Source organism: Aeromonas sp. FDAARGOS 1402 (assembly GCF_019046925.1).
In the GTDB taxonomy this organism is placed as follows: domain Bacteria; phylum Pseudomonadota; class Gammaproteobacteria; order Enterobacterales; family Aeromonadaceae; genus Aeromonas; species Aeromonas caviae.
The window spans coordinates 2,250,588-2,262,500 of the sequence record NZ_CP077201.1 but is presented as its reverse complement, the minus strand read 5'-3'; the positions used below and the strand labels follow the sequence as shown (position 1 = coordinate 2,262,500).

The 11,913-nt window shown below is 63.4% G+C and carries 12 protein-coding genes (1 of these 12 cut by a window edge); 5 read left to right on the top strand and 7 right to left on the bottom strand.

From position 1 onward, the window contains the following. Both I6L32_RS10880 and clcA read right to left on the bottom strand, forming a co-directional pair. Nucleotides 1-638, bottom strand: partial view of a DUF6776 family protein gene (locus I6L32_RS10880; RefSeq protein ID WP_069651854.1) — the 5' portion only. The gene continues 55 nt to the left of window position 1, outside the view; 638 of the gene's 693 nt are visible here — the first part of the coding sequence; the start codon lies at nt 636-638; its stop codon lies beyond the left edge, outside the window. An 87-nt stretch (nt 639-725) separates the two neighbouring features. Then, nucleotides 726-2,120, bottom strand: coding sequence for a H(+)/Cl(-) exchange transporter ClcA (gene clcA / locus I6L32_RS10875; RefSeq protein WP_045521911.1), 1,395 nt, complete (start codon nt 2,118-2,120; stop codon nt 726-728). A 209-nt stretch (nt 2,121-2,329) separates the two neighbouring features. Here clcA and hemL point away from each other — a divergent pair, with 209 nt between their 5' ends. Both hemL and I6L32_RS10865 read left to right on the top strand, forming a co-directional pair. Beyond that, complete coding sequence (gene hemL / locus I6L32_RS10870) at nt 2,330-3,616, top strand: glutamate-1-semialdehyde 2,1-aminomutase (RefSeq protein WP_216945074.1); 1,287 nt, start codon at nt 2,330-2,332, stop codon at nt 3,614-3,616. Nucleotides 3,617-3,815: 199 nt separating this feature from the next. Next, entirely contained in the window at nt 3,816-4,628 is an 813-nt protein-coding gene (locus tag I6L32_RS10865; RefSeq protein ID WP_041213869.1) for a hypothetical protein, read from the top strand. Between the two features lie 46 nt (nt 4,629-4,674). Here I6L32_RS10865 and I6L32_RS10860 read toward each other — a convergent pair whose 3' ends face one another. Continuing rightward, nucleotides 4,675-5,577 carry a sulfite exporter TauE/SafE family protein gene (locus I6L32_RS10860; RefSeq protein WP_216945072.1) on the bottom strand — a complete coding sequence of 301 codons (903 nt, stop codon included), beginning with the start codon at nt 5,575-5,577 and terminating at the stop codon, nt 4,675-4,677. 259 nt (nt 5,578-5,836) lie between these two features. Further along, on the bottom strand, nt 5,837-6,520 hold the full coding sequence (locus I6L32_RS10855; protein ID WP_010675560.1) for a phosphatase PAP2 family protein: 684 nt from the start codon (nt 6,518-6,520) through the stop codon (nt 5,837-5,839). A 202-nt stretch (nt 6,521-6,722) separates the two neighbouring features. Between I6L32_RS10855 and I6L32_RS10850 the strand changes: the two genes are divergently transcribed. Then, nucleotides 6,723-7,238, top strand: a complete 516-nt coding sequence (locus I6L32_RS10850) for a DUF2937 family protein (protein ID WP_010675561.1) — start codon at nt 6,723-6,725, stop codon at nt 7,236-7,238. Between the two features lie 42 nt (nt 7,239-7,280). Here I6L32_RS10850 and I6L32_RS10845 read toward each other — a convergent pair whose 3' ends face one another. After that, a complete protein-coding gene (locus I6L32_RS10845) occupies nt 7,281-8,162 on the bottom strand; it encodes a LysR family transcriptional regulator (protein ID WP_202016248.1) in 882 nt (293 codons plus the stop codon). Nucleotides 8,163-8,318: 156 nt separating this feature from the next. Here I6L32_RS10845 and I6L32_RS10840 point away from each other — a divergent pair, with 156 nt between their 5' ends. Both I6L32_RS10840 and I6L32_RS10835 read left to right on the top strand, forming a co-directional pair. After that, nucleotides 8,319-8,711 carry a multidrug efflux SMR transporter gene (locus I6L32_RS10840; protein WP_069651856.1) on the top strand — a complete coding sequence of 131 codons (393 nt, stop codon included), beginning with the start codon at nt 8,319-8,321 and terminating at the stop codon, nt 8,709-8,711. Beyond that, nucleotides 8,699-9,019, top strand: coding sequence for an SMR family transporter (locus tag I6L32_RS10835; protein ID WP_010675564.1), 321 nt, complete (start codon nt 8,699-8,701; stop codon nt 9,017-9,019). The genes I6L32_RS10840 and I6L32_RS10835 overlap by 13 nt, the downstream gene beginning before the upstream one ends. A 90-nt stretch (nt 9,020-9,109) precedes the next feature. On the opposite strand, the gene I6L32_RS10830 is transcribed toward I6L32_RS10835, so the two are convergent. Continuing rightward, nucleotides 9,110-9,511: a VOC family protein gene (locus I6L32_RS10830; protein ID WP_010675565.1), complete on the bottom strand. Its 402-nt coding sequence runs from the start codon at nt 9,509-9,511 to the stop codon at nt 9,110-9,112. A 42-nt stretch (nt 9,512-9,553) separates the two neighbouring features. Next, a complete protein-coding gene (gene mrcB / locus I6L32_RS10825; RefSeq protein WP_216945069.1) occupies nt 9,554-11,875 on the bottom strand; it encodes a penicillin-binding protein 1B in 2,322 nt (773 codons plus the stop codon). Between the last annotated feature and the right edge of the window lie 38 nt (nt 11,876-11,913).

Sequence of the window (11,913 nt, the reverse complement as noted above, 5' to 3'; positions counted from 1 at the left end):
TTCCACTCAGCAACCAGCTCCTGGGCCGGTTGCCGACCCTCCTTCGGGATGAGGATTCTCACCCTGTCCGGGATGAAGCCTGAGGGAAACTGCCAATTGCCCTCCAAGAGCTGGAAATATCGCAACGCGTAGCGTCCCTCCCCCACCTTCATGCCAAGATCCCGGCCACTGAGGATCCTGGGCTTGTCAGCCAGACTGCCTTCGAGCCGGATCTGCACCTGCCCCCGAAACAGCTCCCGCTTCTTGGCGGGTTGTGTGAGCGCCAGACGATAGTGGTAGCGACCCGGCACACTCGTCTCCTGCAATGTCAGATTGTCGATGGATACCCCCACCTGTTCGCCGGTGGGACGCATGATGCGTTCGAAGAAGGCGAGCTGACGCTTCTGCTCCTGTACCTGGGCTTCCTGATCCTTGAGCGTCTGCTGAAGTTGCTCGAAGGCGGCCTTCTGGGTCGCCAGCAGGGTCTCCCTGACGCCGAGATCCGTCTTCAGTTGTGCAATGGCCTTGCTCTGACGCTCCAACGTCTCTTGCTGCACCGTCATCAGGCTGCTCTGAGCCAGCTCCTGTCTGTTCCCGACGACATAACCGATACATGCCCCCACAGCCAGCACCACCAATAACTTCACGATTTGGGACATAAGGCCTCTTCTATATGCCGACATCAACACAGCCGGTTTCTTTTCACTATACGCGACCATGCCGGATTGATACGGATAAACAAAGAGTTAACCGGTCGCGATGCTGCTTTCACCCCGGTTTTGACGCGCAGCAAGCCGTAAAGTTCGCTCCAGGATCTGGGAATAGATGGGACGCCCCCCCAACCATTGCGCCACCAGGGTTGCCCCTATGGTGGTGATCATCATGGGCAGGATCAGCTGATAGTTGTCTGTCATCTCTGTCACCAGCACGATGCCGGTAATGGGGGCACGTACGGTGGCGGCGAAAAGCGCCCCCATGCCGGCGATGGCAAAGGCGCCCGGTTCGATGCCGAGATCGGGAAATGCAGAGTGGAACAGGTGACCAAAGATCACCCCGAACAGGGTGCCCAGCGCCAGGGTCGGCGCAAAGACACCACCAGGGGCCCCCGAGCAAAAGCAGATGAGGGTACCCACCAGTCGCACCGAGAAGATGATGAAGAGCGTCGCCATCGCATAGTCTCCCCCCGTCAGATGCGGGATGAGCTCGATTCCCCCTCCAGTGACCGAAGGGGCGAACAGCGACAGCATGCCAAAGGTTCCAGCCACCACCATGCCGATGATGACGAAGCGGTGGCGCTTGTTCTGATGCAATGCCAGGTAACCATCCTGACAGGCGAGCACCAGCTTGTTGAAGACGAACCCCAGCACACCAAAGCAGCCCCCCATGAAAAGAAACAGCCAGAGCGCCTTCAAGGCCGGAGCGTCGTAGTGAGGCAGCATGATGACGGGGGATTGCCCTTTCATGTTCTGCAGCATCAGGGTCGCCATGACGGCCGAAATCCCGACCGCCTTGATGGCGAGGAAGGAGTAGCGAAATTGCGGTCGCATCTCTTCCATGACAAACAGTATCCCTGCCAGCGGGGCATTGAAGGCCGCAGCGAGACCACCCGCCGCACCGGCAGCCAGCAGGGCATGGCCATGCTCCTTGGGCAACCGGAAGATATCCGCCACCATCTTGCCGAGGTTGCCCCCTATCTGCACCGAGGGCCCCTCCCGCCCCAGCACCATGCCGGAACTCAGGGTACAGACCCCGCCAAAAAACTTCACCGGCAACACCCGCCACCAGCGTACCGGGCGCAGGTCGTCCATGGCCCCTTCAATTTCCGGGATACCGGATCCCCCCGCCTCGGGGGCAAAGGCATGAGTGAGGAAATAGCCGACCAACCCCAGCAGGGCGCTGAAACCAAAGCCGAGCAGGCCGAGCTGCCACCAGGGGCGATCGGCCAGCAAGTCGACACGCTGCTGGGCCAGCCAGTGAACGCAAGACTCGAACAATCCGCACACCAGGCCTGCCAGCAGGCCGACCAGGGCCGCCAACAGGAGCACCAGCAGCGGCATCTTGTCCCGCCGTATCAGGCGCTGCAAGACTGGAGGACGACGCAGCGAGGCCGCGTCGGCGGAAGGAATGGCTTGTTGCTCCATGGATAATCACGCTCATCTAACGAGGACTAGGCACACCTCGGCCTCGGCTGCCCAGCTCTGGGCCTTTCTGCTATAGTCGGCCCGTTTCATGTATCACGGGCGAGAGTCCGGGGCGAGAGCGCAAAGCATACTCCTCCCGCCATCCCCTGCCGAGCCGCAATCGGCAGCCTGCGCCCGGGTAACGACCAAAATCCCATTAAGGATGATCCATGTCAAAATCAGATCAGCTGTTTGAACAGGCCCGCCAGACCATTCCGGGCGGCGTCAACTCACCGGTCCGCGCCTTCAACGGGGTCGGCGGCACACCCCGCTTCATCGATCACGCCGATGGCGCCTACCTCTATGACGTGGACGGCCAGGCCTATGTGGATTACATCGGTTCCTGGGGCCCCATGCTGCTGGGCCATAACCACCCGGCCATCAAGGCCGCCGTCATCAAGGCGGTGGAAAAAGGGCTGAGCTACGGCGCGCCGACCGAGATCGAAGTGCTGATGGCCGAGAAAGTGCGCCAGATCGTGCCCTCCATGGAGCAGGTGCGGATGGTCAACTCCGGCACCGAGGCGACCATGAGCGCCATCCGGCTGGCCCGCGGCTACACCGGCCGCGACAAGATAGTCAAATTCGAAGGCTGCTACCACGGCCACGCCGACTCCCTGCTGGTCAAGGCTGGCTCCGGCGCCCTGACCCTGGGTCAGCCCAACAGCCCGGGCGTACCGGCCGATTTCGCCAAGCACACCTTGACCTGCGTGTTCAACGATCTGGACTCGGTGCGCGAAGCCTTTACCCAGTACGGCAGCGAGATCGCCTGTATCATCGTCGAGCCGGTCGCTGGCAACATGAACTGCATCCCGCCGGTGCCCGGCTTCCTGGAAGGGCTGCGCGCCATTTGTGACGAGTTCGGCGCCCTGCTGATCCTGGATGAGGTGATGACGGGTTTTCGCGTCTCCCTGCGTGGTGCCCAGGGCCACTACAACATCGACCCGGATCTCACCACCCTCGGCAAGATCATCGGTGCCGGCATGCCGGTGGGCGCCTTCGGCGGCAAGAAGAAGGTGATGCAGCACATCGCCCCGACCGGCCCCGTCTATCAGGCCGGCACCCTCTCCGGCAACCCGGTGGCCATGGCCGCCGGCCTCACCATGCTGGATCTGCTGCTGGAGCCGGGCCTCTATGAGCAGCTGAGCACCAAGACCGCCCGTGTCGCCGAGGGGCTGAAAGCCGCCGCCGCCAGGCACGGCATCCCGCTTGCCATCAACTACGTGGGCGGCATGTTCGGCTTCTTCTTCACCGACGAGACCGAGATCACCCGCTACGAGCAGGTGACCCGCTGCGACATGGAACGCTTCAAGCGCTTCTATCATCTGATGCTGGAAGAGGGTGTCTATCTGGCGCCGAGCGCCTACGAGGCGGGCTTCCTGTCGTTGGCCCACGGCGACAAGGAGATTGAACACACCCTGGCGGCCGCCGAGCGCAGCTTCGCCAAGCTGGCTGGCTGACAAGCCGCAAGATGTGCAGAGGGCCCCGATGGGGCCCTTTTTTGTTTGCTCATCCCGGCAAGGCACCATAGTGGTGCATCCTTAAGTCCCTCACCGGAGCCTTGCCACCTGCTGGTGCGCCGCGCCGTACACGGGCTGTCATAAATCGGGCCCACAATTTGCAGGCCCCTGCTCAGGAGCCCATTGGACCGAGGTGTATATGGCAGAGATGAGCCCCATCGATGTGCTGCGGCGCTATCAGGAGTACGAAACCGAGCTGGCCCCCCTGCTGCTGGGGCTGCTTACCCTCCCCGAGGCGTCTCTCAAGACCTATGCCTTCGTCGAGGAGGTGAAGAGCCTGCCCCCCCAGATCAGGCCAGCCATACTGGCGCCCGTTCCGGCGGCCCAGGGGCAGCTGCGCCTGCTGGTGCAGGGCCATGGCCGGGAGCTGGAGATCAACCTGCACCAGCTGATCGCCTGGCTGATGGGGGACAGAGAGCGGCGGCGCGCCATTCCCTGGTTCAGGGCCGTCTACGTCGTCTTGAGTCTGGCCCTGTTTCTCATCGTCGGCACCCTCATCTGGCACGGGCTGGAACAGCTCTATCTGCTGCTGTGCGGCACCCAGCAGAACCGGCTCGGCGCCTTCAGCGCCATCATCTTCCTCACGCTCGCGCTGGCGGTGTTCGATCTCGGCAAGACCATCCTCGAAGAGGAAGTGCTGCTGCATAAGGACATCTTCCGCCACAGCGCAATCCGGCGCACCATTACCCGCTTTATCGCCGCCATCCTGATCGCGGTCTCCATCGAGGGGTTGCTGCTGCTGTTCAAGGGATCCCTCGGCCAGAGCGAACTGCTCTGGCCTGCGGTGGGGGTGATGGGCTGCGCCGTGGGGTTGCTGCTGGCGCTGGGGCTCTATGTGTTTCTCGGTGCCAGGGCGGAAGCCGCACTGGTCGCCTCCAGCCAACAGACTGCCCACTCGGAGGGGGCTGCCAGAGGCATCAGAAGACGCGCCAGGACCGGGCGAGCGGGATGACATACCAACGCGGGGTGCCCGTGCAGGCGGGCCTCGCCGACGCCAGCTAGCTCGTCGCCTCTGCCAGCGCGGGCGCTGGCTGTCGCCGCGCCGCCCGCCAGGAGGCGTACATGGTCCAGGAGGTATAGATGACGATGAAGGCCACCAGCCATTTGAGCATCTCCATCTCCATGGATTTGACCAGCATGGCCGCCAGCACCACGCCGATGGGGCCGAAGATGGCCACCGCCAGCACGGCCCGCGCATCGAAAGCCCCCTTGCGAATGAATGTCCCCGCCGAGAAGACGCTGAGCACGGCGGTGGATCCCATCATGATGGGGAAGGCCACCAGCGGGTTCATGCCGAGCAGATAGACCAGGGTCATGCAGGGGGCGAACAGGCCGATACCGACGTTCATCAGAGCTCCGAACAGGAAGTTGCCGGCAAGGGCGATCCCCAGCTTGTAACCGCTCAGCCCCATGGCCTCGCCACCGAGGGGGAAGAGCCCGAGCAGACCGGCAAAGATGAGACCGGCGACCACCAGCAGGGAGACCGCCATTACCAGCAGGATGGTCTGGCGATCAAAGGAAGCCACGTAACGGGCGCCCCAGGCCGCACCGGCCGCCGCCGCCGCCATCATGCTGATGAGGGTGACGGGATCCACGTTGACCACGCCGATGAAGATGAGAGCCTGGGTCACGGTCGGCAGCACGCACTGGCCGTTGAGGGTACCGGGCAGCACCCGATCATCGATCAGCCTGAACTGCTTGTAGCAGGCGGTCTTCACCGCAAAGCTCCCCACCCCCAGGGTATCGAGAAAATTGGTCACAAAACCGATGGCCGCCACCGGCCAGAAAGGGGTGGCTTCGAGCTGGCCATGACGCCGTTTGTGCCACCAGGCACGGACCAGCATAAAGAGAAAGACCAGAGCACAACCGATAAACAAGAAACGCAGAAAAGTGACAAGCATGGGGAGACCTCCAACAACGGGCGGCGATTCTAAGGCAGCGGAGGGAAAAAATCCTGGCCAGGATCATGAGACGACGGGTGCAAACGTTTAGCCCCGACTATTTTGGCTGGCAGAACCCGAATGGGGCTATCCATACTGGTTGGGAGGGCGACAGCCCGGGCTCATCGGGCGTAGTCCTGGTCATTTCGCGACGACCACAGCACCGGTGAGGCGTAAACGAAAGAAGGCGGGGTGACCCGCCTTCTTTTTTCATTCTCCGTCAGGCAATCCAGCGTGGCAGCCGGGGAGCCAGGCGGTCGATCAGGCGATCCGACACGGGAGTGAGCAACAGCAGCGGCAGGCAGATCAGGGAGAGGCAAAGAGCGCCCACATAGACGTCCGTCATCCAGTGCGCACCAGCCAGGATGCGGGGCGCCGAAAACAGGGGCACCATCACCACCGCAACTACCCCGGCCCAGCGCGGCAGATAGCGCAGGGCAAAACCGGCGAAGATCATCAGGAAGAGGGCGTGATCACCGGGGAAGCTGTCACCGGCGGAGTCCTTGGTGGGAATCGCACTGATCTCGGTCAGGCGCAGTGCCCCGTCCACCATCAAGGTGGGGCTGGGACGGCTGACCGGCAACAGATGCCCGAGCTGATTGATCACCAGGGCCCCCAGCAGCATCACGACCCCCATGGCCACCAGACGACGGCGCTCCTGCCCGTCGGCACGGAAGAAGCAACTGGCAAGGATCCCGCCCATGCAGGCCAGCGCGGCCAGATCGAACAGGCGGTTGTTGGTGATGGCCACCAGATCGGCCCAACGGGGGGAGTGGCCAATCCAGCCATTGACCAGCTGGAAGAGGGCGAGATCCCACCCATCCCAGGGGCCGTGCTCAGGCAGGGCGCCCCAACTGAAGGCGATGAGGCCCCCGGCCAGATAGAAAGGAATGAACTTGCTCATGCCGACGTGTCCTTCGAAAAACGCTCATTCTAGGCCAGCCGCAAGATGACTTGCATCACAAAAGTGTAAGAATTCGTGTAACAAAGGTATTCCATCGGCTCTTCTTTTGGCGCCGCCGACCGGGTGGGCAAGCGCGTCCCCTCCTTGGCTCTCCCACCGGTTGCGGCTAGTATGGGCGCTCCCTTCGTTCAGGATGATGATGATGCGCAGCTACCTTCGCATGATGTTGTTTGCCCTCGGTTTGCTGGCAGGTGTACAGATCCCCGGGCTGGTCGATCTCTACTTCCAGCGGCTGGATGCCCGGCTGCAGCAAGCCGGTCTGGCGCTGGCCCCCTTCCAGCGCACGGCGGACCAGCACTTCAATGGCGATCTGCAGGCGCTGGTCGCCCATTACGGTGCCAGCCAGGATCCCGTCTTCACCCAGGATGCCACCAGCCTCCAGCAACTGGTCAACCAGCAGCAGCACCTTCAGGGGGAGATCGCCGTGCGGGAGAGTCCCTGGTACCAGCAGCTCTCCCACCTGTTGCTGCGCGCCGATCCCGCCCTCTGGCAGGATACCCTGCACAACTACGGCTATGTGGTCCCCCTCAAACAGGCCGCCATTTTCTGCGGCGTGGCGGCGGGTCTGCTGGCCTCCCTGGCGGGGGATCTGCTGCTCGGCCTCCTGCTGCTGCCATTTCGCTCCCGCCAGCGCGTCCCCCGTCACGGCCTGCGCTGATCCCCTCTCACTGCCAACCGGGGTATCCGCCCCGGTTGGCGGCTACTCGAAGGGTTCGAGATAGGCTTCTATTGCCTTCTTCAGCCAGGCCAGCACCTTGCCGTGATGGGCGTTCTCCGACAGATAGACTCCGTAATCGCGCCACTGCAGACTGAACTTGTGCTTCAGGGTCAGCAGCTCTCCCAGGCGCAGCTGGCTCTGGATGAGGGGTGAAGGCAGCACCGCCCAACCCAGACCATCCAGCACCGCATCCCGCATCAGTTCGAAACTCGACAACCCGATATGCTGCCCTCCGATGGGCAGCAGGCTCTTGACCGAAAACGCGTCCACATAGGAGAGGGTGACCTGGGTGTGATCGGTCAGATCCTGCTGCAACACCCGCTTCAGCCCAGCCAGCGGGTGGCTTGGTGCGACCACCATCAGGGTGCGGATCGGATTGAGCACGTCGATGCAAAGACCGCTGCGCTCCTGTTCCTCGGTGATGAGGCCGAAGGCGGCATCCACGAACCCCTCTTCCACCAGGGCCGGCAGCTCCGGCGGTGAGGCCAGCACCAGGGAGATGCTGGTGCCCGGAAACTGGCGACGCAGCGCCCCCAGCATCTCGCGCCATACCACCTCGGGAATGGCGTCGTCCCGGGCTACCCGCAGCGCCACCTCGGCACCGGAGGCATGGTGCTCGCACTTGAGCTTCAGGCTGTTGGCGGCCTGCAACAGCCGCCGACAGTCGTCCAGCACTTGCTCGCCGATTTCGGTCAGTCGGCTCTGATTCGCCCCTCGTTCGAAAAGTTCGACGCCAAGCTCCACTTCCAGGGTTGCAATCGCCGAGCTCACGGCGCTGCGACTCTTGCCAAGTCGTCTGGCGGCATTGGCTATCGAACCACTGTCTGCTGTTTCTACAAAGAGTTGTATCTGATTTAGCTTCATGGCTTCAAACTGGCGGCAGATTATTCCATCACCACCTTATCCCCTGGCCCGCCCCCAAGGCAAACAAGCAGCGACAGCTTTCTCGACGCTCAGCGATAACCTTGCCGTTTCGGGTGCCGTTATCCTCTCTTCATCGCAGCAACAGAAGGAAACTGCATGTCATCCCGTCCCCTGCTTTTGGCCCGCCTCTTTCTGACAGGGGCCATCCTGACCGAGGTCGCCGGCACCTCCTCCATGGCCCTGATCCCAGAGAGCGCGAGCGGCTGGATCCACTATCTGCCGATGTGGCTCCTCATCACCCTCTCCTACCTGCTGCTCGCCAAGGCCGCCAGGACAATCTCCATTGGTATCGCGTTTGCGCTGTGGGAAGGGTTGGGGATCGCCCTCATCACCGCCGTCTCCGTCCTGTTCCTCGGCTACGAGCTGAGCATCCAGGAGTGGATCGGACTGGCGCTGGCCATAGTGGGGATTGTCATGGTGACCCTGGGCGAGACCCATCATGCACCAGCCCCCACCCGCCAAAAAAGGGAAGCCCCATGCACCCGTTGATCATCGTACTGGGCGCCGCCCTGCTGGATATCGGCGCCAACATGGCAATCAACCGCTCCGTCGGTTTTCGCGACAAGGGGTGGGGCGTCCTCGGCATTCTGCTGGTGCTCTGTGCCTTCACTCTGCTCAGCGAGGCGGTCAGTACCGGCAAGATCGACCTGGCCGTGGCCTATGCCACCTGGGGTGCCATCGGCATCCTGGGCACCGCCCTCGGGGGCCTGCTGCTGTTCGGCGAGCGCCTCAGACCCGTCGGCTGGCTCGGCATGATGGTGATGGCGGTGGCGGTCGCCCTGCTGACCACAGCATGATCCCCTCTCCAACCCCATGAAAAAAGCCGCCCTGTTCCCAGGGCGGCTTTTTTCATGGTCAAACCGATCACCCAGATTGCAACAGGCAGCCTAACGCGCTGCCTCGTACAGCTCCAGCGGCAGGCCGTCGGGGTCGGCGAAGAAGGTAAAGCGCTTGCCGGTCAGCTCGTCCACCCGCACCGGCTCAACTTCCACCCCGTGCTGCTCCAGGTGGGCGATGACCCGGTCGAGATCCGCTACCCGAAACGCCAGGTGGCGCAACCCGCACGCCTCCGGCCGGGAGGGGCGCGGTGGCGGCGCCGGGAAGCTGAACAGCTCCAGCTGGCTGCCGTCCGGCAGCGCCAGATCCAGCTTCCACGACTGACGCTCGGCCCGCAGGGTCTCGGCAATGATGGGCAACCCCAGCACCTGGTGATAGAAGTGGCGCGAGCGCGGATAGTCGCTGGCGATGATGGCCACGTGATGGATGGCCTCAAACAGGGGATGGGTCATGGCAATCCTTGCAAAACGGGCAGCCTGTGCTGCCCGTCTTCGTCAGTTGAAGAAACCGTTGAACCAGTTGTCCAGGGCATTCGCCGGGTCCGAGACCGGGCTGGCACAGCTCATGGGCTCGGCCAGACCGGCCAGCTTGGCCGGCACCTGGAGACTGCCGGGACAATCGCTGGCCACCCGGGCACCGCTCGAGCGGGAGAAGTTGGCCCAGCTCACCCCTTCGGGCATCTTCAGCCCCAGGCTGTTGACCCCTCGCTGGCTCATGTAGCCGCTGAACAGCTGCAAGGCGCCACTGGCACCGGTCAAGCCGGCCGGGGTGTTGTCGTCACGGCCGACCCAGACGCTCACCAACTCGTTGTTGTCCATCCCGGCAAACCAGGAGTCACGCAGCTCGTTGGTGGTACCGGTCTTGGCGGCCATGGTGGCCCCGGGGAACTTGGCACCGAGCGCCCGGGCCGTCCCCTGGCTCACCGTCTTGGTCATGGCGAACAGGGTCAGCCAGCTTGCCTGGGGATCCGTCACTCGCTTGGCCGCTTCGTCATGCAGGTAGAGCTGGCGTCCCTCGCCATTCACCACGGCCCGGATGGCCGACAGGGGCTGGGTCAACCCCTGGTTGGCGATGGGCAGGTACATCTGGTTCACTTCCATGGGCGAGAGCGCCACCGCCCCCAGCACCAGGGACGGATAGGGCTGGATCTCCTGCTGCACACCCAGCTTGTGCAGGGTGTCCACCACCTTGTCCAGGCCTATCTGCATCCCGAGGTTGACGGTCGGCACGTTGAGGGAGCTGGCAAGCGCCTCCATCAGGGGCACGCTCTGGCGGAACTTGCGGTCGTAGTTCTGCGGCGTCCAGATCTGGCCATCCTGGCCGCGAATGCGGATCGGCTGATCTTTAAGCGGCGTGCCCAGGGTCAGGCCGTTGGAGAGGCCGGTCAGGTAGACCGCCGGTTTGACCAGGGAGCCAATCTGACGGCGGGCATCCAGCGCCCGGTTGAAGCCGGCGTAGCGGGGATCCCGTCCCCCCACCATGGCGACCACCTCGCCCTTGTGCCAGTCGGAGACCACCATGGCCGCCTCCAGCTTCTTCTTGCCACGCTGCTTCTCGATGGTGGCCAGACCCGACTCCACCGCCTGCTCGGCGGCGTGCTGGGCGATGGGATCCAGACTGGTGAAGATCTTGAGGCCGGACTGCTTGAGCAGATCCGGGCCGAAGCGGTTCTGGATCTCCCGCTTGAGCAGCCCCATGAAGGCCGGGGTACGGCCATAGCTCATCTGGCCGCGGGCGATAATGCCAAGGGGCTGCTTGCTGGCCAGGTCATACTCGGCCTGGGTCAGGCTGCCGTGATCCGCAAGCAGTTTCAGCACCAGATCCCGGCGCGCCTTGGCCCGGTCGGGGAATCGCCAGGGATCGTAATAGGAGGGGCCCTTCACCATGCCCACCAGCAGGGCCACCTGATCGATGTCCAGCTCGTTGACCGGAATACCGAAGTAGAAGTAGGAGGCGAGCCCGAAGCCGTAGACCCCCTGGGAGAAGTTCTGCCCCAGATAGACCTCGTTGAGGTAGGCCTCCAGGATCTCGTCCTTGCTGTAGCGGTAGTCGATGAGCACCGCCATGTAGGCTTCCTGCAGTTTGCGCCACAGGCTGCGCTCACGGGTCAGGAAGAAGTTCTTGGCGAGCTGCTGGGTGAGCGTACTGCCCCCCTGCACGGTGCGACCCGCCAGCAGGTTGGCTGCCATGGCGCGCATGATGGCCACCGGCGAGACACCGCCATGCTGGTAGAAGTCCCTGTCTTCCGTGGTGAGCAGCGTCACCAGCAGGCTGTCCGGCACCTCGGAAAGGCGCACCAGCAGACGGTCTTCCCGATCCTCGGTGTTGAGGCGATCGAGCAGCACCGGGTCCATCTGGGCATAGCCGAGCTGACGCTGGTTCTCCAGGGACTGGATCCCCTCGAGGCGCGCCCCGTTGAAGGTGAGACGCAGGCCACGGGCGCCGTCGGCACCGTCGTGGAACTCGAACGGCCGGCGCACCAGCTCGATGCGATTGCCGCTCACCGCGTACTCACCCGGGGTATGAGGCTGACGCACCTGCTTGTAGCTCAGCATGTTGAGCTCGCGCAGCATCTGGGTCTGGGAGAGCCGCTGGCTGGGATAGAGCTCCAGCGGGCGGCTGTAGACCATCACCGGCAACTGCCACTTCTCGCCGTCGAAGCGCTCGCGCACCTTGGTGTCGAGATAGATGCCAAACACCACCATGAAGGCCGCCACCACCAGAGAGAGCTTGAAGCCCAGCCAGAACAGGGTGCGCCAGATGGTGCGTTTGGGCGCCGCCTTCTTGGGCGTGCGCTTGCGTCGTTGGGTTGCCATAAATCCTCTTGTCGTTCTCCTCGCCATCCCGCTGATGC